Source organism: Pseudomonas sp., from assembly GCF_040514055.1.
Lineage (GTDB): Bacteria > Pseudomonadota > Gammaproteobacteria > Pseudomonadales > Pseudomonadaceae > Aquipseudomonas.
In genome coordinates this window covers 33,842-56,074 of sequence record NZ_JBEVDL010000076.1, presented here as the reverse complement: position 1 = coordinate 56,074, position 22,233 = coordinate 33,842, and the positions used below count along the sequence as shown (strand labels likewise).

At 63.6% G+C, this 22,233-nt stretch carries 21 protein-coding genes; 7 read left to right on the top strand and 14 right to left on the bottom strand.

Going from position 1 to position 22,233, the window contains the following annotated elements; all coding sequences use genetic code 11:
• The first annotated feature begins 69 nt into the window (after positions 1-69).
• Both ABWY06_RS19815 and ABWY06_RS19810 read left to right on the top strand, forming a co-directional pair.
• Positions 70-480: a PA2817 family protein gene (locus tag ABWY06_RS19815; RefSeq protein ID WP_353927296.1), complete on the top strand. Its 411-nt coding sequence runs from the start codon at positions 70-72 to the stop codon at positions 478-480.
• Between the two features lie 55 nt (positions 481-535).
• On the top strand, positions 536-1,267 hold the full coding sequence (locus ABWY06_RS19810) for a glycerophosphodiester phosphodiesterase (protein WP_353927295.1): 732 nt from the start codon (positions 536-538) through the stop codon (positions 1,265-1,267).
• 138 nt (positions 1,268-1,405) lie between these two features.
• Here ABWY06_RS19810 and sthA read toward each other — a convergent pair whose 3' ends face one another.
• The 3 genes from sthA to ABWY06_RS19795 all read right to left on the bottom strand — a co-directional run bounded on the left by sthA (position 1,406) and on the right by ABWY06_RS19795 (position 4,170).
• Positions 1,406-2,800 (bottom strand): Si-specific NAD(P)(+) transhydrogenase, encoded by a 1,395-nt coding sequence (gene sthA / locus ABWY06_RS19805; protein WP_353927294.1) that lies wholly within the window; start codon positions 2,798-2,800, stop codon positions 1,406-1,408.
• A 114-nt stretch (positions 2,801-2,914) separates the two neighbouring features.
• On the bottom strand, positions 2,915-3,133 hold the full coding sequence (locus tag ABWY06_RS19800; RefSeq protein ID WP_353927293.1) for a hypothetical protein: 219 nt from the start codon (positions 3,131-3,133) through the stop codon (positions 2,915-2,917).
• Positions 3,130-4,170 (bottom strand): FAD:protein FMN transferase, encoded by a 1,041-nt coding sequence (locus tag ABWY06_RS19795; protein ID WP_353927361.1) that lies wholly within the window; start codon positions 4,168-4,170, stop codon positions 3,130-3,132. The genes ABWY06_RS19800 and ABWY06_RS19795 overlap by 4 nt, the downstream gene beginning before the upstream one ends.
• A gap of 294 nt (positions 4,171-4,464) precedes the next feature.
• Between ABWY06_RS19795 and ABWY06_RS19790 the strand changes: the two genes are divergently transcribed.
• The gene (locus ABWY06_RS19790) at positions 4,465-5,022 is read left to right on the top strand and encodes a chalcone isomerase family protein (protein ID WP_353927292.1); all 558 of its coding nucleotides are present in this window, start codon (positions 4,465-4,467) and stop codon (positions 5,020-5,022) included.
• Positions 5,023-5,037: 15 nt separating this feature from the next.
• On the opposite strand, the gene ABWY06_RS19785 is transcribed toward ABWY06_RS19790, so the two are convergent.
• On the bottom strand, positions 5,038-6,435 hold the full coding sequence (locus ABWY06_RS19785) for an amino acid permease (RefSeq protein ID WP_353927291.1): 1,398 nt from the start codon (positions 6,433-6,435) through the stop codon (positions 5,038-5,040).
• 121 nt (positions 6,436-6,556) lie between these two features.
• On the bottom strand, positions 6,557-8,005 hold the full coding sequence (locus ABWY06_RS19780; RefSeq protein ID WP_353927290.1) for a glyceraldehyde-3-phosphate dehydrogenase: 1,449 nt from the start codon (positions 8,003-8,005) through the stop codon (positions 6,557-6,559).
• Positions 8,006-8,157: 152 nt separating this feature from the next.
• On the opposite strand from ABWY06_RS19780, the gene mfd reads away from it, so the two are divergent.
• Positions 8,158-11,604 carry a transcription-repair coupling factor gene (gene mfd / locus ABWY06_RS19775; protein WP_353927289.1) on the top strand — a complete coding sequence of 1,149 codons (3,447 nt, stop codon included), beginning with the start codon at positions 8,158-8,160 and terminating at the stop codon, positions 11,602-11,604.
• Between the two features lie 84 nt (positions 11,605-11,688).
• On the top strand, positions 11,689-12,213 hold the full coding sequence (locus ABWY06_RS19770) for a CsiV family protein (RefSeq protein WP_353927288.1): 525 nt from the start codon (positions 11,689-11,691) through the stop codon (positions 12,211-12,213).
• An 83-nt stretch (positions 12,214-12,296) separates the two neighbouring features.
• Here the strand turns inward: ABWY06_RS19770 and ABWY06_RS19765 are convergent, their stop codons facing one another.
• The 4 genes from ABWY06_RS19765 to ABWY06_RS19750 all read right to left on the bottom strand — a co-directional run bounded on the left by ABWY06_RS19765 (position 12,297) and on the right by ABWY06_RS19750 (position 15,438).
• Positions 12,297-13,049 (bottom strand): S-methyl-5'-thioinosine phosphorylase, encoded by a 753-nt coding sequence (locus ABWY06_RS19765; protein ID WP_353927287.1) that lies wholly within the window; start codon positions 13,047-13,049, stop codon positions 12,297-12,299.
• Between the two features lie 20 nt (positions 13,050-13,069).
• A complete protein-coding gene (gene nagZ / locus ABWY06_RS19760) occupies positions 13,070-14,068 on the bottom strand; it encodes a beta-N-acetylhexosaminidase (protein ID WP_353927360.1) in 999 nt (332 codons plus the stop codon).
• A gap of 29 nt (positions 14,069-14,097) precedes the next feature.
• Positions 14,098-14,622, bottom strand: coding sequence for a L,D-transpeptidase (locus ABWY06_RS19755; RefSeq protein ID WP_353927286.1), 525 nt, complete (start codon positions 14,620-14,622; stop codon positions 14,098-14,100).
• 108 nt (positions 14,623-14,730) lie between these two features.
• Positions 14,731-15,438, bottom strand: a complete 708-nt coding sequence (locus ABWY06_RS19750) for a TetR/AcrR family transcriptional regulator (RefSeq protein WP_353927285.1) — start codon at positions 15,436-15,438, stop codon at positions 14,731-14,733.
• A gap of 266 nt (positions 15,439-15,704) precedes the next feature.
• Between ABWY06_RS19750 and lexA the strand changes: the two genes are divergently transcribed.
• Positions 15,705-16,313: a transcriptional repressor LexA gene (gene lexA / locus ABWY06_RS19745; RefSeq protein ID WP_353927284.1), complete on the top strand. Its 609-nt coding sequence runs from the start codon at positions 15,705-15,707 to the stop codon at positions 16,311-16,313.
• A gap of 10 nt (positions 16,314-16,323) precedes the next feature.
• Positions 16,324-16,794, top strand: coding sequence for an SOS-induced cell division inhibitor SulA (gene sulA / locus ABWY06_RS19740; protein ID WP_353927283.1), 471 nt, complete (start codon positions 16,324-16,326; stop codon positions 16,792-16,794).
• Positions 16,795-16,977: 183 nt separating this feature from the next.
• Here sulA and ABWY06_RS19735 read toward each other — a convergent pair whose 3' ends face one another.
• The 5 genes from ABWY06_RS19735 to fadA all read right to left on the bottom strand — a co-directional run bounded on the left by ABWY06_RS19735 (position 16,978) and on the right by fadA (position 22,212).
• The gene (locus ABWY06_RS19735; protein ID WP_353927282.1) at positions 16,978-17,214 is read right to left on the bottom strand and encodes a hypothetical protein; all 237 of its coding nucleotides are present in this window, start codon (positions 17,212-17,214) and stop codon (positions 16,978-16,980) included.
• 202 nt (positions 17,215-17,416) lie between these two features.
• On the bottom strand, positions 17,417-17,929 hold the full coding sequence (locus ABWY06_RS19730) for a DUF6586 family protein (RefSeq protein ID WP_353927281.1): 513 nt from the start codon (positions 17,927-17,929) through the stop codon (positions 17,417-17,419).
• Positions 17,930-17,979: 50 nt separating this feature from the next.
• Positions 17,980-20,586 (bottom strand): type I DNA topoisomerase, encoded by a 2,607-nt coding sequence (gene topA, locus ABWY06_RS19725; protein ID WP_353927280.1) that lies wholly within the window; start codon positions 20,584-20,586, stop codon positions 17,980-17,982.
• A 112-nt stretch (positions 20,587-20,698) separates the two neighbouring features.
• Entirely contained in the window at positions 20,699-20,935 is a 237-nt protein-coding gene (locus ABWY06_RS19720; RefSeq protein ID WP_353927279.1) for a DUF1653 domain-containing protein, read from the bottom strand.
• Between the two features lie 101 nt (positions 20,936-21,036).
• Entirely contained in the window at positions 21,037-22,212 is a 1,176-nt protein-coding gene (gene fadA / locus ABWY06_RS19715; RefSeq protein WP_353927278.1) for an acetyl-CoA C-acyltransferase FadA, read from the bottom strand.
• Positions 22,213-22,233: the final 21 nt, after the last annotated feature.

Genomic DNA, 22,233 nt, shown 5'->3' with positions numbered 1-22,233 from the left:
CAGCACGCAGGACAGCGGGCGTGTGGGGTTTTATACTCGCGCGCCCGTTTTGCATTCAGGATCACCACCATGGCCATGTCCCACCTCGAGCACCACCTCGCCCTGCTCGCCCACCTGCGCAGCATTCTGGTCGCCCTGGGCGAAGCCGAACAGGTCCCTGAGGAAAGCCACGACCTGTTCCTCGAGCGCTTCGACGAGCTGCTCGGACAACTGCCCGCCGACCCCGAGGGCAGTCTCTACCTGGGTCAGGACCTGATCAGCCAGGTGTTCCATCGCTACCCGCAGATTGCCCATCTGGTGCCACGCGACCTGCTGTGGTTCTTCGGCGGCGACTGCCTGCACTTTATGCCCGACGAGGAAATCGCCCTGTTCCAGGAGCTGGACGAGCGCCGGTTCACCGCCGAAGAGGACGACCTGCCGTTCGACTGGAACCAGGAAAAACAACTGCTGGCGATGCCTGTCGACAGCAGCAAGCACTGATAACCGACCCGGCACGGCGCCCCCCTACCGTCCATCTTTGAGGCAGATTCCCGCAATGGATACCCCCAAGACCCTGATCTACGGTCACCGCGGCGCCAAAGGCGAAGCGCCGGAAAACACCCTGGCCAGTTTCCAGCGCTGCCTGGAGCACGGCGTACGCCGCTGTGAACTGGACCTGCACCTGTCGCGCGACGGCGAGCTGATGGTGATCCACGATCCGACCCTCAAGCGCACCACCGGCCGGCGGGGCAAGGTGGTCGAGCACGAGGCCAGCGCCCTGGCGACCTATGATGCGCGCAGCAGCGGTCCGGCCTGGCCGCAGCCCTGTCCCATCCCGCGCCTGGACGAGCTGTTCGAGCAGTGCGCGTTCGATCACTGGCAGCTGGAAGTCAAGAGTGCCTCGCGGGTTCGCGCGGCGCGCACCGTGCAGGCCATCCAGGCACTGGCCGAGCGCCATGGCCTGCTGGACAAGGTCACCGTCACCTCCAGCTCGCGGGAGGTGCTACGGGCGCTGAACGAGCTGACGCCCGACCTCTCCCGCGGGCTGGTCGCCGAGTACGCCTGGCTGGATCCGCTGAAGGTGGCGCGCCATTACGGCTGTGACCTGCTGGCGCTGAACTGGACCCTGTGCACCCCGGAACGCCTGCAAAAAGCCCAGCGCCAGGGGCTGCACGTGTCGGTCTGGACGGTCAACGAACCGGCATTGATGCGGCGATTGGCCGATTTTGGCGTGGACAGCCTGATCACCGACTTCCCGGGCCTGGCCGTGAAAACGCTGAACGCCTGAGCCCGACCCGAAAAAAAACCGGCCCCAGGGCCGGTTTTTTTATGCCGCCTGTTCAGAAACTCTCGCGGTTTGGCCAACGCCAGTGGCCAGAGTCACTGAAACACTCCCCGACCGGCTCAGGCCACCGGTCGGAGCCGCTCAAAAAAGCCGGTTGAGGCCATCGAACGCTGCCACCCGATAGGCCTCGGCCATGGTCGGGTAGTTGAACGTGGTGTTGACGAAGTACTTGATGGTGTTGGCCTCGCCCGGCTGGTTCATGATCGCCTGGCCGATATGGACGATTTCCGAAGCCTGGTAGCCGAAGCAGTGAACACCCAGCACCTGCAGGGTCTCGCGATGGAACAGGAGCTTGAGCATGCCCACCGGCTCACTGGAAATCTGCGCCCGCGCCATGCTTTTGAAAAATGCCTTGCCCACTTCGTAGGGGATTTTCGCCTGGGTCAGTTCGCGCTCGTTCTGGCCGATCGAGCTGATTTCCGGAATGGTGTAAATGCCGGTCGGCACATCGTTGACGAAGCGCCAGCTGTCATTCTCGATAATGCTGCCCGCCGCCGAGCGGCCCTGGTCGTAGGCGGCGCTGGCCAGGCTCGGCCAGCCGATCACGTCGCCGGCGGCGAAGATGTTCGAGACGCTGGTGCGGTAATGCTGGTCGACCTCGATCTGGCCGCGGCCGTTGACCTTGATGCCGATGTTTTCCAGGCCCAGCTTGTCGGTATTGCCGGTGCGACCGTTGCACCAGAGCAAGGCGTCGGCCTTGATCTTCTTGCCGGACTTGAGGTGCAGAATCACCCCGTTATCCATGCCCTCGATGCGCTCGTACTCCTCGTTGTGACGGATCAGCACGTTGTTGTTGCGCAGGTGATAGCTGAGCGCGTCGGAGATCTCCGCGTCGAGAAAGCTGAGCAGTTGGTCGCGGTTGTCGATCAGGTCGACCAGCACGCCCAGGCCGCTGAAAATCGACGCGTACTCACTGCCGATCACCCCGGCGCCGTAAATGATCAAGCGCCGCGGGGTGTGACTGAGGGTCAGGATGGTGTCACTGTCGTAAACCCGCGAATGGGTAAAGTCCACATCCGCCGGCCGATAAGGCCGCGAGCCGGTGGCGATGACGATTTGCGGCGCCACCAGCTTTTCCACCACGCCGTTGGGACAGACCACTTCGATGGTCTGCTCGTCGGCGAAACTGCCGGTGCCGAAAAACAGGTCGATGCGGTTACGGGCGTAGTAGCCGGTGCGCGAAGTGACCTGCTTGCCGATCACCCGCTCGGCGCTTTTCAGTACATCGGGAAAGGAAAACCAGCGCGGTTCGCCGATCTGGCGAAACAGCGGGTTGGTGTTGTACTGCATGATCTGCCGCACCGAATGGCGCAACGCCTTGGACGGGATGGTCCCCAGGTGGGTGCAATTGCCGCCGACTTCGCGCCGGGTGTCGACCACCGCCACTTTCTTGCCGGCCTTGGCCGCGTTCATCGCCGCGCCCTCGCCCGCGGGCCCCGAACCCAGCACCACCACGTCGTAGTTGTAGACAGCCATGCTTACTCCTTTGAGAAAACCCAGGATGCCACAGCGTCCTGGAAATGCCTCAGCCCTGGGCCGTCGGCAGGTTGAGCGGTGACGCGGTCTGGGCGCGTCATTTTGCGCTGCACATTAGCGCTTGCTGGCAGCGTAGGCGAGGCCTGTCTGCACTACATCCTTGCCCGATTCGTCGTCAGCCGCTGGGGCCTCGCATTGCTTCGGGGGCCGCCCCCAGATCGACCCGATGTTTTTCACTGCCCAGGACGCGATGTCGCCGCAGGAGCCAGAGACCGGTTTACACCCAGCAGCACCAGCCCCGGTTTCAAAAAAAAACACCAGTTGCCCGATCATGGCCGCGCTCCTTCGCCAAAACGTAGATTGAAGAACGAAGTACCATGGGCAACGAACCCCTGCCCGGACCGACTGACGAAAAAAGCCATGATGCCGGCCTGTTCGGCAAACGCCAAACCGCGCTCGGGCCCCAGCACCATCAGTAAAGTCGACAGGCCGTCGGCGCGCAGGGCCGAGGCGTCGACCACCGTGACCGCCGCCAGGGGATGACGGATAGGCGCACCGGTCTGTGGATCTAGGGTATGGGAAAAACGCTGGCCGTCGCGCTCGAAATAGTTGCGGTAATCGCCCGAGGTCGAGACCGCCAGGCCGTCCAGCGCCAGGATCCTCTGCGCCGCCTGCCGGTCGTCCCGCGGCGCCTCGAGGGCGACCCGCCAGGGCGAGCCGTCGGGTTTGCGGCCCACGGCTTTAACCTCACCGGTGATATCCAGCACGTAGCTGCGAATCCCCAGCGCCTGCAAACGTTCGCCCAGGCGGTCGACGGTGTCGCCGGCGGCGATGCTGTTAAGGTCCAGCTGCAGCGCGACATCCTTGCACAGACGCTCGCCTTCGAGGCGCAGGTGCTGGTGGCCGACGCGGCTGCGTGCTGCGGCAATCTGCTCGGCGCTGGGCACCTGCTGGTCGCGGGACTGCGGTCCGAACCCCCAGAGGTCGAGCAAGGGTTCCAGGGTCAGGTCGAAGGCACCGTCGCTGTCCTGTGACAAACCTTCACCGAAACGCACCAGCGCCAGCACCGGGGCCGGCATGGCCTGGCAGGCGCCCGCGGGAAGCTGATTGAAGCGCGACAGGTCCGAGTCTGCGCGCCAGGTGGACATCTGCCGGTCGACCTCGTCGAGCAACTGCCGGACCTCGGCCTGCACCCGCTGCGGCGCCGGCACGCCATCGGCGACGACATACTTGAGCGAGTACTGGCTGCCCATCGTCGGTCCGCTAAGGGTTTCGATTCGTTGCTCACAGCCGCTTAACAGCAGGCTGAGCAGCAGGCCCGCGCCCGTGCCCCACAGGCGCGGCGTCAAACCGCGGCCGTCGCCCGCCATCGGCACAACGCTGCCTGGCGCACGGAGCGTTTGCAGGCGTGCCATCAGCCCACGGGATCCGCCGTTGTTGTCGATCACAGGAACGTCTACATAACTCAATCGATGTTTGTCCTGACTGGCCACTGGTTGTTGGACACCACTTGCCTGGCACGCGCGGAATGCTGAGTGACCGCGGCTAAACCGGAGGGTAAACACGCCTGGTAAAGCGAATCTCCCGGGGAGGCTGCCGTGCTCAGCCGGGAAGGCTATGATGGGCCGCCGGTACACGTGATCAGTTTCCCGCTGGAGTCGACCATGCGCCCTTTGCTGTTCTCCCTGCTACTGGCCAGCGCTCCCCCGCTCGCCCAGGCCACTCAGCCGCTGGAACAAGCGGCCTTCGCCCCACGGTATGAGCACGTCGGCATGGCCCTGGAACGGCGCAACCAGACCTTGCTCAACTACTTGTGGGTGGATGTCTACGCCGCCGCCTTCTACACCGCGCCCGGAGTGAGCCCGCGGCAGGCAATCGAACGCCCCGCGGCCCAGCGCCTGGAGCTGTACTACTTTCGCGCGATCGACCGCGAGGACGTGATCAAGGCGGCCTGGACCACCCTGGAGCGGCAATACAGCCCGGCGCACCTGGCGCCGTTGCGTGCCGAAATCGATCGTTTGCACCAGCAATTCCAGGACATCGCCCCGGGCGACCGTTATGCCCTGGACTTCGACCCCCGCAGCGGGCTACGTCTGGAGCGCAACGGTCAGACCCTGTTCAGCAGCCCCGACACTGCCCTGGCCAAGACCTACCTGGGCATCTGGCTGGCAGCGGACGGCCTGTCCGAGGTGCTGCGCCAGGCCTTGCTGGCAGGCTCCTGAGCTGGCTTCCCGGGTTCAGGCCTGGACCGAGCGGGCTGCCGAGCGTTTGGCCAGGTAGCACAGGCCGATAAAGCCCAGCCAGAACGGGATGGCGTAGACCGACACGTTAATGCCCGGAATCTGCAGCATCACCCAGAGGATCAGCCCGACGAACGCCAGGCACAGGTAATTGGCGAAGGGGAACCAGAACGCCTTGAAGAACGGCTCGATGCCCTGCTTGCGCATGGCCTTGCGGAACGCCAGGTGCGCCAGGCTGATCATCGCCCAGTTGATCACCAGCGCCGCCACGGTCAGCGCCATCAGCAGTTCCAGTGCCTGCTGCGGCGCCAGGTAGTTGACCAGCACGCAGAGCAGGGTTACCAGGGCCGACACGCCGATGGCCAGCACCGGCACGCCGCGCCGATCGACCTTCATCAGCGCCTTGGGCGCATCGCCCTGCTCGGCCAAGCCGTAGAGCATGCGGCTATTGCAGTAGACGCCACTGTTGTAGACCGACAGCGCGGCGGTCAGCACCACGAAGTTGAGGATATGCGCGGCGGTGTCACTGCCGATCAGGGAGAATATCTGCACAAAGGGGCTGGCACTGTAGGGGTCGCCCGCAGCGCCCAGGGTTTTCAGCAGTTCATCCCAGGGATAGAGCATCAGCAACACGCTAAGGGCGCCGATATAGAAAATCAGGATCCGGTAGATCACCTGGTTGATCGCCTTGGGGATGACTTTCTTCGGCTCCTCGGCTTCGGCCGCCGTGATGCCGATCAGCTCAAGGCCGCCGAAGGAAAACATGATAATGGCCAGGACCATCACCAGCCCTTCGAAGCCGTTGGGGAAAAAGCCACCGTGACTCCACAGGTTGCTCACCGCCGCCTGGGGCCCGCCGTCACCGCTGGCCAGCAGGTAGATCCCCAGCAGGATCATGCCGATGATAGCCACCACCTTGACCAGCGCGAACCAGAATTCGGTTTCACCGAACACCTTGACGCTGGCCAGGTTAATGCCGTTGATCAGCAGGAAAAACACCACGGCGGTCGCCCAGGTCGGCACCTCCGGCCACCAGAACTGCACGTATTTGCCGACCGCGGTCAGCTCCGCCATGCCCACCAGGATATAGAGCACCCAGTAGTTCCAGCCGGAGAGAAAACCCGCGTAACCCCCGCAGTACTTGTGCGCGAAGTGCCCGAAGGACCCCGCTACCGGCTCTTCTACGATCATTTCGCCGAGCTGGCGCATGATCAGGAAGGCGATAAAACCAGCAATGGCATAGCCCAGGATCATCGAGGGGCCGGCCGACTTGAGCACCCCGGCCGAGCCGAGGAACAGGCCGGTGCCGATGGCGCCGCCCAGGGCGATCAGCTGAATATGACGGTTTTGCAGACCGCGCTTGAGCGGGCCGGTGTGCAGCGATTGTCCATCCATCGAGCGGTCCTCAGGCGGGGTGCCTAGTACGGAGGAGAAACAGGCAGGGGCATAGTGAAATAAAAGCCATAACCGAATAAAAACGGGAGCTCGAAAGCTCCCGTGTACTCACTGCCTCAGCTTAGCGCGGGAAGGCTGGCGGGTTGACCCCGGCCATGTCTTCCATCACCCGCACGACCTGGCAGCTGTAGCCGAACTCGTTGTCGTACCAGACATAGAGCACGACGCGGTTGTCGTTGCAGATGGTCGCCTCGGCGTCCACCACACCGGCATGGCGCGAGCCGACGAAGTCGGTGGAAACCACTTCCTGGGAATTGACGAAATCGATCTGCTTGTGCAGATCCGAGTGCAGCGCCATGTAGCGCAGGTACTCGTTCATTTCCTCACGGGTGCTGGCTTTCTCCAGGTTCAGATTGAGAATGGCCATGGAGACGTTCGGCGTGGGCACCCGGATCGCGTTGCCAGTCAGCTTGCCGGCCAGTTCCGGCAGGGCCTTGGCGGCGGCGGTGGCGGCACCGGTCTCGGTGATCACCATGTTCAGCGCCGCGCTGCGGCCGCGACGATCGCCCTTGTGGAAGTTGTCGATCAGGTTCTGGTCGTTGGTGTAGGAGTGCACGGTCTCGACGTGGCCGTTGACGATGCCGAACTTGTCGTTGACCGCCTTGAGCACCGGCACGATGGCGTTGGTGGTGCAGGAGGCCGCGGAAATGATGCGGTCGTCGCTGGTGATTTCGGCATGGTTGATGCCGTGCACGATGTTCTTCAGCTTGCCCTTGCCCGGCGCGGTCAGCACCACGCGGTCGATACCCGGGCAGCTCAGGTGCTGGCCCAGGCCCTCGGCGTCACGCCAGACCCCGGTGTTGTCCACCAGCAGGGCATCATGGATGCCGTACTGGGTGTAGTCGACTTCCTTGGGATCCTTGGCATAGATCACCTGGATCAGGTTGCCGTTGGCGGTCAAGGTGTTGTTGGCTTCATCGATGGTGATGGTGCCGTCGAACGGGCCGTGCACCGAGTCGCGACGCAACAGGCTGGCGCGTTTGACCAAGTCGTTGCTGGCGCCCTTGCGTACCACGATGGCGCGCAGCCGCAGGCCGTCGCCGCCACCGGTTTTTTCGATCAGGATACGCGCCAGCAGGCGACCGATACGGCCGAACCCGTACAGCACCACGTCGGTACCCTTGCGCGCCTTGCCGTTCTGTTGACCGACCACAGGGGCCATTTCGTCACGTACGAACTGCTCGATCGAACGACCCTGGCCGTCCTGCTTGAACTTGCTGACCATCCGCCCCAGGTCGACCGAGGCCGCGCCCAGCTTGAGCTCGCTCATGGCCTTGAGCAGCGGGAAGGTGTCATGCACCGACAGCTCGGCGTCGTCGGCCAGGCGGTGACGGGCGAAACGGTGGGCCTTGAGAATCGCGATCACCGACCGATTGATCAGGCTGCGACCGTAGATGGAAGTCACCACATTGTTGTTGCGGTAGAGCTGGCCGATCAGCGGAATCATCGCCTCGGCGAGGGCTTCACGGTCAATCCACTCACTGAGACATTGGTCAGGCTTCTGAGTCACAGGCGATACCTTCCACGATAATGTAGGGGCGTTAAAAAGGGGCTACATTATGACGGCGCACGCAAGCGGGGGCAATGCACGGCTGTCGAGACTGACACCGGGTTCACGGCCCGCTACAATCGCGGCCCCGTCTCAACGACCGCGAGCCGCCCGTGTCCGTACTGCGCCTACCGACTCTGCCTGCCGTCTCCGGCAAACAAACCTGGGGCAATCTGCCCGGGGCCGCCCTTAGCCTGGCGGTCGCCGAAGCCGCCAGTGCCGCCAAACGTTTCACCCTGCTGCTGACCGCCGACAGCCAGAGCGCCGAGCGTCTGGAGCAGGAGTTGAGTTTTTTCGCCCCCGAGCTGCCGGTGCTGCACTTTCCCGATTGGGAAACCCTGCCCTACGACCTGTTCTCGCCGCACCAGGACATCGTCTCCCAGCGCATCGCCGCCCTCTACCGGCTGCCTGAGTTGTCCCACGGCATTCTGGTAGTACCGATAGTCACCGCCCTACATCGCCTGGCGCCTACCCGCTTTCTGCTGGGCAGCAGCCTGGTGCTGGATGTCGGTCAGAAGCTCAATGTCGACCAGATGCGCCTGCGCCTGGAGGCCACCGGCTACCGCTGCGTGGACACGGTCTACGAACATGGCGAATTTGCCGTGCGCGGCGCCCTGATCGACCTGTTTCCCATGGGCAACCCGCTGCCGTACCGCATCGACCTGTTCGACGACGAGATCGAGACGCTGCGCACCTTCGACCCGGAAACCCAGCGTTCGATCGACAAGGTCGACTCGATCCGCCTGCTGCCGGCCCGGGAATTCCCGCTGAACAAGGAAGCGATCACCGGCTTTCGCGCTCGCTTTCGTGAGCGCTTCGACGTCGATTTCCGCCGCTGCACCGTCTACCAGGACCTCAGCAGTGGCATTACCCCGGCCGGCATCGAGTATTACCTGCCGCTGTTCTTCGAGGAAACCGCCACCCTCTTCGATTACCTGCCCAGCGACACCCAGGTGTTTTCCCTGCCCGGCGTGGAAAAAGCCGCCGAGCAGTTCTGGAATGACGTGCGCAACCGTTACGAAGAGCGCCGGGTCGACCCGGAGCGCCCCCTGGTCCCGCCCCTGGAGTTGTTCCTGCCGGTGGAGGACTGTTTTGCCCGCCTGAAAAGCTGGCCGCGGGTGGTGGTCAGCCAGCAGGACGTGGACAGCGGCATCGGCCGCGAACGTTTTGCCGCCCAGGCCCTGCCGGAGCTGGCGATCGAGGCCAAGGCCAATCAGCCGCTGGCGCACCTGCAGCGTTTCCTCGACGAATTTCCCGGTCGTGTGCTGTTCACCGCCGAATCCGCCGGTCGTCGCGAGGTGCTGCTGGAACTGCTGGCGCGTCTGCACCTGCGCCCGCAGGCGGTGGAGGGCTGGACCGACTTCGTCACCAGCGCCGAGCGCCTGGCGATCTGCATCGCGCCGCTGGACGATGGCCTGCTGCTCGACGAGCCGGCCCTGGCGCTGATCGCCGAAAGCCCGCTGTTCGGCCAACGGGTGATGCAGCGCCGCCGCCGGGAAAAACGCAGCGACCAGCACGACGCGGTGATCAAGAACCTCACCGAACTGCGCGAAGGCGCGCCCGTGGTGCATATCGACCACGGGGTCGGCCGCTACCTGGGCCTGGTGACCCTGGAGATCGACGGCCAGGCCGCCGAGTTCCTCGCCCTGATGTACGCCGAAGAGGCCAAGCTCTATGTGCCGGTGGCCAGCCTGCACCTGATCGCCCGTTACACCGGCAGCGACGATGCCCTGGCACCGCTGCACCGCCTGGGCTCCGAGCATTGGCAAAAGGCCAAGCGCAAGGCCGCCGAGCAGGTGCGCGATGTCGCCGCCGAGCTGCTGGACGTCTATGCACGGCGTGCCGCGCGGGAAGGTTATGCCTTCAAGGATCCGCTGGCCGACTACGCCAGTTTCAGCGCCGGTTTCCCCTTCGAGGAAACGCCGGACCAGCAAACCACCATCGATGCGGTGATGGCCGACATGCTCGCGCCCAAACCCATGGACCGCCTGGTCTGCGGCGATGTCGGCTTCGGCAAGACCGAGGTGGCCATGCGCGCCGCCTTTATCGCGGTGCACAGCGGCAAGCAGGTGGCGATCCTGGTGCCGACCACCCTGCTCGCCCAGCAGCACTACAACAGCTTTCGCGACCGCTTCGCCGATTGGCCGGTGACCGTCGAAGTGATGAGCCGCTTCAAGTCGACCAAGGAAGTCAACGCGGCGGTGCAGAAGCTCGCCGAAGGCCAGATCGATATCGTTATCGGCACCCACAAGCTGCTGCAGGACGATGTGAAGATCAAGAACCTCGGTCTGGTGATCATCGACGAGGAGCACCGCTTTGGCGTACGCCAGAAGGAACAGCTGAAGACCCTGCGCAGCGAGGTGGATATCCTCACGCTGACCGCCACGCCGATCCCGCGCACCCTCAACATGGCCGTCTCGGGTATGCGCGACCTGTCGATCATCGCCACCCCACCGGCCCGTCGACTGTCGGTGCGCACCTTCGTCATGGAGCAGAACCAACCGGTAATCAAGGAAGCGCTGCTGCGCGAGCTGCTGCGCGGTGGCCAGGTCTATTACCTGCACAACGACGTCAAGAGCATCGATAAATGCGCCGCCGACCTGGCCGAACTGGTGCCCGAGGCACGCATCGGCATCGGCCATGGGCAGATGGGCGAGCGTGACCTGGAACAGGTGATGAGCGATTTCTACCACAAGCGCTTCAATGTGCTGATCGCCTCGACCATTATCGAAACCGGCATCGACGTGCCGAGCGCCAACACCATCATCATCGAGCGCGCCGACAAGTTCGGCCTGGCGCAACTGCACCAGTTGCGCGGCCGGGTCGGCCGTAGCCACCACCAGGCCTATGCCTACCTGCTGACACCGCCGCGCAAGCAGATGACCCCGGATGCGGAAAAGCGCCTGGAAGCCATCGCCAACACCCAGGACCTCGGCGCCGGCTTCGTCCTCGCCACCAACGACCTGGAAATCCGCGGTGCCGGCGAGCTGCTGGGCGACGGCCAAAGCGGCCAGATCCAGGCGGTCGGCTTTACGCTCTATATGGAAATGCTGGAACGGGCGGTGAAAGCCATTCGCAAAGGCGAGCAGCCCAACCTCGACCAGCCCCTGGGTGGCGGTCCGGAAATCAACCTGCGGGTGCCGGCACTGATCCCCGACGCATACCTGCCGGACGTACACACCCGGCTGATCCTGTACAAGCGCATCGCCTCGGCCGCCGACGAAGAAGGCCTCAAGGATCTGCAGGTGGAAATGATCGACCGCTTCGGCCTGCTGCCGGAGCCGACCAAGAACCTGGTGCGCCTGACGCTGCTGAAGCTGCAGGCCGAACAGTTGGGCATCAAGAAGGTCGATGCCGGCCCTCAGGGCGGGCGTATCGAATTTGCCGCGCAGACCCCGGTCGACCCCTTGACGCTGATCAAGTTGATCCAGAGCCAGCCCAACCGTTACCGTTTCGAGGGCGCCACGCATTTCAAATTCCAGGTACCGATGGAGCGCCCGGAAGAGCGCTTTAATACCCTGGAGGCACTGTTCGAACGGCTGCTGCCGAAAACCGCCTGAGGCGCTGGCTGCCCAGGCGGTACCCCACGACCGTCACGCCGCCATTACCGGCGGCGTGGCTCGGACCCGAAAAAGGACTGGCCCATGCGCGCGTTACGTCACCTGACCCTGCTACTGACCCTGCTCACGCCGATGGCATTGGCCGATGGCCTGTATCAGGTCGAGCTGATTCTGTTTCGCCAGGCGGCCGAGCCGATCTCGGCCGGCCAGGTCGCCCCCGACGACTGGGCTGGCGGCGCGCCTGCGCTGGCGGCGGAGAGCCTGCGCGGCATCAGCCTGGACAGCGAAGCGGCGCGGCTGACGCCGGACAAGGGCTATCAGGTGCTGCTGCACAAGGCCTGGCAACAGAACCTCAGCGCCACGCCGAGCAAGGTCGCCCTCAGCGAAGGCACCAGCCAGTTCGGCCACGCGCCGATCGAGGGCACATTGAGCCTGCAACAGGCGCGCTTCGTCGACGTGCAGGCCGATTTCTGGATCAACCAGTTCAGTGCGGACGGCTTGCTCAGCGGCAGCGAACGACTGAAGCAGAGCAATCGCCTGAAAACCGGCGAACTGACCTTTCTTGACCACGGCCACCTGGGCCTGCTGATCAAGGTCTCGCCGCTTTAAGAGCAGCTACAAGCGGACAAAAGCAGCTACAAGCGGCAAGCTATAAGCCTCAAGCTTGTGGCTTGTGGCTTGAGGCTTGAGGCTTACAGCTTATCGCTGCCGTTAACCAACACCCGGGCCAGCGTCGCCTTGACCTGGCCCATGCCCTGGGCCAGGGCCAGCTCGATCTCTGCCATGGTGATGATCGCGGTCGATTTGCCCGCCGCCGGATTGACCACCAGCGCCAGGCAGGCGTAGGGCAAGTCGAGCTCACGGGCCAGCGCCGCTTCCGGCATGCCGGTCATACCGACGATGTCGCAGCCGTCGCGCTCCAGCCGGGCGATTTCCGCCACCGTCTCCAACCGCGGCCCCTGGGTACAGCCATACACCCCGTGCCCGCTGAACGCACACTGCTCGGCCCGCAGCGCCGCGATCAGGCGCTCGCGCAACCCGGCATCATAGGGATGGCTGAAGTCGATATGAGTGACCTGCTCCAGGTCACCGGCAAAAAAACTGTGCTCGCGGCCCCAGCTGTAATCGATCAACTGGTGCGGCACGCAGAAGTGCCCGGTCCCCATGGCCGCGTGGATGCCGCCGACCGCGTTGACCGCCAGCACCGCCTCGGCGCCGGCCTGCTGCAGGGCCCAAAGATTGGCCCGGTAGTTCACCTGGTGCGGCGGGATGCGATGAGGGTGACCGTGGCGAGCCAGGAACAGCACCTCGCGCCCGGCGTAATCGCCGCGCTGGATAGGCGCCGAGGGCGCGCCGTAGGGCGTATCCAGCTCCACTGCCTGGCGCAGGGTCAGGCCTTCCAGCTGGGTCAGGCCGGTGCCTCCGATAATGGCGTAAACAGTCATGGCTTATCCTAGAAAGAGGGTCAATCGATCAGTTGAGCGGCGCGCAAGGCGGCCAGTGCCGCCGACCAGCGGGGATCCTGACGGTATTCGCTGCCGGGCCAGGCCGATGCACGCATGCGCGCCAGGCGCGGCGAGGGCGTCGCGCCCAGGCGTTGCAGCGCGGCCAAGGCCAGCTCGGCAGCGCCGCGGTCGTTGCAGACCAGGCCCATGTCACAGCCGGCGGACAGGGCGGCCTCGATTCGACTCGCCGCGTCCCCCACCACATGGGCGCCGGCCATGGACAGGTCGTCGCTGAAGATCACGCCCTGGAAGCCCAGCTCGCCCCGCAGGATATCCTGCAGCCAACGCTGGGAAAAACCGGCCGGCCGGGCATCCACCTGGGGGTAAATCACATGGGCCGGCATCACCGCGGCCAGCTGCTGGCTCAAGCGGGCGAAGGGCACCAGGTCCTGGGCCCGCAGCTGCTCGAGACTCCGCTCGTCGACGGGGACCGCCACGTGGGAGTCCGCCTCCGCCCAGCCGTGACCCGGGAAGTGCTTGCCGGTGGCCGCCATGCCCGCGCTGTTCATGCCGCGAATAAAGGCCCCCGCCAGCAGGCAGGCGCGCTCCGGGTCGGCCTCGAAGGCCCGGCTGCCGACCACCGCACTGCGTTGGTGATCCAGGTCGAGCACCGGTGCGAAGCTCAGGTCCAGGCCCACGGCCAATACTTCAGTGGCCATCAGCCAGCCACAATGCTCGGCCAGCGCCTCGGCGTCGGGGCTATCGGCCAGGGCACGCATCGCTGGCAAGCGCACGAACCCCTGGCGCAGACGCTGCACCCGACCGCCCTCCTGATCCACCGCCAGCAGCAGGTCGGGGCGAATGGCCCGGATCGCGGCGGTAAGCTCGCGCACCTGGCGCGGGTGCTCGATATTACGGGCGAACAGGATCAGGCCCGCCACTTCGGGCTGGCGCAGCAAATGGCGATCTTCCGAGGTCAGCCAGGTACCGCTGACGTCCAGCATCAAAGAGCCCTGCAGGGCAGTGGTCATAATCAGTCCTTGGAAACTTAACGGAGGTCGGCGGCGGCCCAGGTCGGGCACGGCGCTTCGTCGATCAGCACCGCGCAATGCAGCGGCACGCGATCGAAGAGCTCGAGCAGGTCGGCGTTGCGTAACCGCACGCAGCCATGGGACAGCGGCACGCCCATGGGTTCGCTGTCAGGCGTGCCGTGCAAGTAGATGTAGCGGGAAAAACTGTCGACGCCGTCGCCTTGGTTGAAGCCGGGCTGGCAACCGGTCAGGCGCAGGATACGCGTCAGTATCCAGTCTCGTTGCGGCCATTGCGCCTGCAACTGGGGACTGAAAACCTCCCCGGTCCAGCAACGGGCCTTGAATACCGCTCCGCTGGGCAGACCGTCGCCGATTTTTTCCTCGACGCGGTGTGGGCCCCGAGGCGTGCAGCCGGAGTCTTGGGCTTCACCGGCACCGTTGAGTGCGGTGGAAACGCTAAATCGAAGCAATAGTCGCCCCTGGGCAAAGCCATACAGGCATTGGTCGGCGAGGGAGATATGCAGGAGGTCAAGTGCGCTCATGGGCGGCTAGCTTAGCCGATCAACGGCGCCGCGCACAGCGCCGCGGGACCAGGACTAGGGTGCCTGGCAGCCGCGGTAACGGCGCGATCCGTGCCGACTCGCGTGCTATCACACCTTGACGGGCTGGGCCGGTACCTTGCTCCGGGGCCTGGGCTGCGCGCTGGCAAGCGCCTCATCGGTCACACCGGTCTCCGAACGCATACCCGCCGCCAGAAAGGGCACCATCAGACGCATGACCTGCTCGATGGAGGTGCTGACACCAAAATCGGTTTCGGCAATGGCGCGCAGCGCCTTGATCCCGGACATGCTGAACGCCGCGGCGCCCAACATGAAATGCACCCGCCAGAACAACTCTATCGGCGGTATGCGTGGCGCGGCCTCGTGCACCAACTGCATATAGCGGCGAAACACCTTGCCGTACATGTCTTCCAGGTAACGGCGCAAGTGCCCCTGGCTCTGGCTGAAGGCCAGGCCCAGCAGGCGCATAAAGATCGACAGGTCGTTGCCACTGCGCGGTTTCACCGCCAGGGCCTGCTCGACCAGAATTTCCAGCAGGTCCTCCAGACTGGCCTTGGCCTCAGGTTTCGCCTGACGTCGCTCAAGCTCACGCTCCAGGCTGCTGCAGAACGGGCCGAGAAAGCGCGAGAACACCGCCTGGATCAGGGATTTTTTCGAGCCAAAATGGTAATTCACCGCTGCCAGGTTGACCCCCGCCTTGCTGGTGATCAAACGCAGCGAGGTTTCGGCAAAACCTTTTTCCGCAAACAGCTGTTCCGCCGCATCAAGAATGCGTTCAACGGTTTCCGATTGAGCCATTGGAGTTTTCACCTGACAAACACTTGTTTGAAACATACGTTTCATTCCACCTGCTTGTCAAGGCGCATCGGACGTTTTTAGGCCAGTCAGTCATAAATCTACCCGGTAGAACCTACAGACAGACGTCGCGCCTGGCCGACAGGTAACACTCAGGTGGACGGACGGCCCGATCAGCGATGGCCGCTCCAGCGGACAAATGGTGGATTGCCAAGCGCACATCACTGTATATAATCCCAGTCACTGTATAAAAAGACAGAGCGCCCATCATGCTTAAACTGACTCCACGCCAGGCTGAAATTCTCGCGTTTATCAAACGCTGCCTGGAAGACAACGGTTACCCTCCGACCCGTGCGGAGATTGCCCTCGAGCTGGGCTTCAAGTCGCCCAACGCGGCCGAAGAGCACCTCAAGGCATTGGCCCGCAAAGGCGCGATCGAAATGACGCCGGGCGCCTCCCGCGGGATCCGCATTCCCGGCTTCGAACCCAACACCGAGGACGAAGGATTGCCCATTATCGGCCGGGTCGCCGCCGGTGCGCCCATCCTGGCCCAACAACATATCGAAGAGTCGTGCCGGATCAACCCCGCCTTCTTTCACCCGCGCGCCGATTACCTGTTACGGGTCCGCGGCATGAGCATGAAGGATGTCGGCATCTTCGACGGTGACCTCCTAGCGGTCCACAGCACCAGCCAGGCGCATAACGGCCAGATCGTGGTGGCCCGCCTCGGCGATGAAGTTACCGTAAAACGTTTCAAGCGTGAAGGCGCCAAGGTTTGGCTGTTGGCTGAAAACCCCGAGTTCGCGCCCATCGAAGTCGATCTGACCGAGCAGGAACTGGTGATCGAAGGTCTGAGTGTCGGCGTCATCCGCCGCTAGAGGAGTGTTTATGCAGTTGCCGCAGTCGCTGAACCGTGCACAACTTCCCTTGTTCGAGGCCTTTTTGGCGCAACCTGTGGCACCCCTGCTAAACACCGGAGCGCATGCGGCCTGGGCCGAACCGGACAGCTTTAGCGAGCTGTCCCTGCGCGGCGCTGCCGGGCACTGCCTGCACCTGCTGGCCCCCATCCTGCGTGAATTGAGCCAGGCCCAGGATGCCCGCTGGCTGACGTTGATCGCACCGCCCAACAGCTTGACCCAGGCCTGGTTACGCGAAGCCGGCCTGAACCGCGAACGTATTCTGCTGCTGCAAGCGCGCGGCGAAAAAAGCGCCGAAGAGCTCGCCTGCGAAGCCTTGCGCCTGGGCCGCAGCCACACGGTGATCAGCTGGCTCCATCCCCTGGATGCGCACAGTCGCCGCAGCCTGGCAGAAGCGGCGCAAGCCGGCGGCGCTCAAAGCCTGAATATTCGCCTGGGGTAAATCGACGCCGGGAGTCTGCACTGAACTAGTGCGGGTACTTGGGCGAAGTTTTCCAATACGGGACTCCCTGGCCTTGGACAAGCCCGGGCCAAGCACGACGCGATCGGCTGTTGCGGGGCCGCGGCCGTTCGAGGTTTTTGCTTTAGGTGTCTTGCCGCCCCTTACAAGGCGTGAGCCGACGGTTTAATGCAGGACGCGGGCACCCTCTTCATCCCGCTCCAACTCGCCTTCGGCTAAACGACCGGCCATCTGCACGCCGACATTGAGCATGGCCTTGGCCACTTCGACGTGCTGACCCTGCAGAAACGCTTTGGCGTCGGCGGAAAAGGCCAGAATAACCAGAGCCTCCTCTTCCTCGCTGCGGCGCAGGGCAATGCGGCCGTCGGGCAGTTCCACGATTTCCAGAAAGGATGTAGGCATAGGGTTCTCCACGAAAGGCGACCATTGTACCAGTGCCAAGCGCTCCGGCCCTAGGCCCGGTTGACCTATCGCGTGCACCAAGTGCGGGTGCGTCGTGTCCACGAACCCGTCAGACGCAGGTTAAACCGCGCGTCAGCTGCAAGCAGGATCTGACCGGTGGTACCCGCCAGCCTTCAGGCCGCCGCGCCAGCCCCGGACCGGCTCACCATTCGACCATGCCCTCACGGAAACGCTGCGCCAGGCCTTTTAGGGACTGACGCCAGGCTTCCAGTTCAGCGCGCGACACGGGCTCCACCTCGGACTCCAGACTGACCGCCTCGATCAGCGAGGGGCCGCTGGCAGCCTTGGCCGGCTTGGGCGCGATCAGGGGCACGTACAACGCCCGGTAGGCACCGAGCAATTGCGCCAGCCACGTACCGGGCTGCTGCGCCAGCTCCACCAACTCTGCAAGCTCAGGGCTGGGGGCTTCCACCAACAACGCCGGATCCAGCAAGGCTTCAGCCCGCGGCGAGTCGTTGCCGGGCAGACGGTAGTAACCCGCGATTTCCTGGCAGAGACCGAGCAAGGCACCGTACAGGTGAAACAACGCCGTCTCACGCTCCGCCTGCAGCACGCCGGGCGCGCCGCCCTGCAGCTCGGCCTTGCGCCAGCTGTCGAGGGTCAAGCCGGCGAAATACAGTTTCTGGTTAGTCCGGGTGTAACGTTCCTGAGCCATAAGGGCGCCCTCTCCAGCCCGCGCCGCCAGCGACGGGCGCAGCATCGATATCAGCGTTTGTCTTCGACCTGCCAGGCACCGTTGGCGTAAAACGCCTTCCAGCCTGTCGGCTTGCCGTCCACTTCCGTCTGCACATACTGCTCCTTGGTCTTGCGGCTGTAGCGAATCACCGCTGGACGGCCGTCCGGATCCTTTTTCGGCGCCGCGCAGAGGAAGTGATACTTGGCATCGATCTCGTCCTTGTGCGGAATGATTTCCAGTACCAGGGGAGCCCGTGTCTCACGGTTCTTCGGAAATTGGCTGGCGGCCAGGAACAGGCCCGAGGCACCATCGCGCAGGATATAGGTGTCGTTGACCTTCTCGCACTTGAGTTCGGGCATCTTCACCGGGTCCATCTTCGGCCCGGCCGGCTCGCCACTTTTGAGCAGCTTGCGGGTATTTTTGCAGTCACCGTTGGTGCAGCCGAAGAACTTGCCGAAACGGCCGGTCTTCAGCTGCATCTGGTTGCCACACTTGTCGCACTCCAGGCTCGGGCCTTCATACCCCTTGATCCGGTACTGGCCCTGCTCGATTTCGTGGCCGGCGCAGTCGGGGTTGTTGCCACAGATGTGCAGTTTGCGGGTTTCATCCAGCAGGTAGGCGTCCATGGCGGTGTCGCATATCTTGCAACGGTGCTTGCCCAGCAGCACCCGCGACTCGGACTCGCCCTCATCGTCGGCGGCGATTTCGTCGCCCGGCACGAGATTAATGGTCGATTTGCAGCGCTCTTTCGGCGGCAGGCTGTAGCCCGAGCAGCCGAGGAATACGCCGGTGGAGGCGGTACGGATCATCATCGGCCGGCCGCACTCGCGGCAGGCGATCTCGGTGGGAGTCGGCTGATTGGCCCGCATGCCGCTGTCGCCTTCGGCCGCCACTTCGAGCTTTTTCTTGAAGTCGCCATAGAACTCGTCGAGCACGTTCTTCCAGTTGCGCTCGCCCTGGGCCACATCATCCAGGTGCTCTTCCATGCCGGCGGTGAAGCCGTAGTCCATCAGATTGGCGAAACTCTCGTCGAGGCGACCGGTGACGATATCGCCCATTTTCTCCGAGTAGAAACGCCGGTTGTGCAAGGCGACGTAGCCGCGCTCCTGGATGGTGGAAATGATCGCCGCATAAGTGGATGGCCGGCCGATGCCGCGCTTTTCCATTTCCTTGACCAGGCTGGCTTCGGAAAAACGCGCCGGCGGCTTGGTGAAATGCTGGGTGGGGTCGAGCTTGTGCAATTTCAGCACTTCGCCCTGGAGCATGTCCGGCAGCACATCGTCGTCGCCGGGTTTGCTGACCTGGGGCAAAGCCCGGGTATAACCGTCGAACTTGAGGATACGACCCTTGGCGCGCAGTTCGAAGTCGCTGGCGGCCACACTGACGGTGGTCGAGAGGTACTCGGCCGGCGGCATCTGGCAGGCCACGAATTGGCGCCAGATCAACTCATAGAGCCGCTCGGCATCGCGCTCCATCCCCGACAACTGGGTCGGCTTGAGGTTGACGTCGGAGGGACGGATCGCTTCGTGCGCCTCCTGGGCACCTTCCTTGCTGCTGTACAGGTTCGGCTTGGCCGGCAGGTACTTCTTGCCGAACTCGCCTTCGATAAAGTCGCGCACCATGCCGATCGCATCGGCCGACAGGTTGGTCGAGTCGGTACGCATATAGGTGATGTAGCCCGCCTCATAGAGACGCTGAGCCATCATCATGGTCTTTTTCACCCCGAAGCCCAGCCGGTTGCTCGCGGCCTGTTGCAGGGTGGAGGTGATAAAGGGCGCCGACGGCTTGCTGCTGGTCGGTTTGTCTTCGCGCTTGACGATGCTGTAGCTGGAGGCCTTGAGCTTCTCCAGCGCAGCCATGGCCTGGGCTTCGTTCAGCGGTTTGAAGGCCTCGCCCTTCTCGCGGGCGACTTCGAAACGCACGGTCGCGCCTTTGGCGGTGCCCAGGTCAGCATGGATTTCCCAGTACTCTTCGGGATTGAACGCGCGGATTTCACGCTCGCGCTCAACCACCAGCTTGACCGCTACCGACTGCACACGCCCCGCCGACAAGCCCCGGGCAATCTTGGCCCACAGCAGCGGCGAGACCATATAGCCCACCACCCGGTCCAGGAAGCGCCGCGCCTGCTGCGCGTTGACCCGGTTGATGTCCAGCTCGCCAGGACGGGAGAAGGCTTCCTGGATGGCTTTTTCGGTGATTTCGTTAAACACCACACGCTTGTAGCGATCATCATCGCCGCCAATGGCTTCGCGCAGGTGCCAGGCAATGGCTTCCCCCTCGCGGTCCAAGTCGGTTGCGAGGTAGATGACGTCGGCTTCCTTGGCCAGGCGTCGCAATTCTTCGACGACCTTTTCCTTGCCCGGCAGAATTTCGTAGTGCGCCTTCCAGCCGTGCTCGGGGTCGACGCCCATGCGCGCCACCAGCTGACGCTTGGCTTTGTCCTTGGGCGAGAGCACGGGCCCTTCGGCCGCGGCCTTGCCGCGTTTGACCGGCTCTTTACTGGCACTGGCCGAACCGCTGGTAGGCAGGTCACGGATATGGCCGATGCTCGACTTCACCACGTATTGGTTACCCAGATACTTGTTGATGGTCTTGGCCTTGGCCGGGGATTCCACGATGACCAGCGATTTGCCCATGGATCGGAAATTTCCTGAATTCGATAAATGCGAGGCGGGGCGCCTCACGCGGCACCGCTATATATAGTGGTGACCAAGGCCAGGTCAAGCGCGGGGCTTGGATGACCTTAGCTTAAGGTGCGGGAAAAGGCTCGGGCTCGGGCTGAATCAAGGCGAAGCGTGGCAAGGTTTCACCGTTCACCTCGACGGTTTCGCGAAACATGCTCAGCGGCCGCACCCACAGGCCGTAGTCGCCGTAAAGCGCCTGGTAGACCACCAGCACCTCCTCGGTCTCCGAGTGAGTGGCGACGCCGAGGACACGGTACTCGGGGCCCTTGTAATGACGGTACAGACCCGGCTGCAAGCGCATGTTCGGCTCCCTGTGGCAAAAAACGCTGTCGATAAAAATGAATTTCAGACCCGAAAATAAAAAACCGGGGCACCTGGCCCCGGTCAGGCACCCCTGAACCCTTACAAGCGTTCGAAGACGGTGCTGATGCCCTGGCCCAAGCCAATGCACATGGTCGCAACGCCGAGGGTACCGCCGTTCTGCTTCATCACATTCAGCAGGGTACCGGAGATACGCGCACCGGAACACCCGAAGGGGTGGCCCAGGGCGATGGCGCCGCCGTGCAGGTTGACCTTCTCTTCCATCTGCGCAAGTACTTTGAGGTCCTTGAGCACAGGCAGTGCCTGGGCCGCGAAGGCTTCATTGAGCTCGAAGAAATCGATGTCGGAGATGCTCAGACCGGCACGCTTGAGCGCTTTCTGCGTGGAAGGAACCGGACCGTAACCCATGATCGCCGGATCCACACCGGCAACCGCCATGGAACGGATCACCGCCATGGGCTGGATGCCCAGATCCTGGGCGCGCTGGGCGGACATCACGATCATGCAGGAGGCGCCGTCGGTGATCTGCGAGGAGGTACCCGCCGTCACAGTGCCGCCCTTGGGGTTGAACGCAGGTTTCAACGCGGCCAGGCTGGCCAGGGTGGTCTCCGGACGAATGGTTTCGTCGTAGTCGAACACCTTCAGGAAGCCATTCTCGTCGTAGCCTTGCATCGGGATGATTTCATCCTTGAACTTGCCTTCGACGGTAGCCTTGTGCGCCAGGCGGTGCGAACGCTCGCCGAACGCATCCTGCTGCTCACGGCTGATGCCGTGCATCTTGCCCAGCATTTCGGCGGTCAGCCCCATCATGCCCGACGCCTTGGCCGCATACAGCGACATGCTCGGGTTCGGATCGACACCGTGCATCATGCCCACGTGACCCATGTGCTCCACGCCGCCGATGACGAACACGTCGCCATTGCCGGTCATGATCGCCTGGGCGGCGGTGTGCAGCGCGCTCATGGACGAGCCACACAGACGGCTGACGGTCTGGCCAGCCGAGGTGTGCGGGATCTGGGTCATCAGCGACGCCATGCGCGCGATGTTCCAACCCTGCTCCAGGGTCTGGTTGACGCAGCCCCAGATCACGTCTTCCACTTCGGCCGGATCGACCTTGGGGTTGCGCGCCAGCAGGCCGCTGATCAGATGCGCCGACATGTTCTCGGCGCGGGTATTGCGGTGCATGCCACCCTTGGAACGACCCATCGGGGTGCGACCGAAGTCGACAATCACCACGTCTCTCGGATTCAGGCTCATAAATTCACTCTCGCTCTAGTC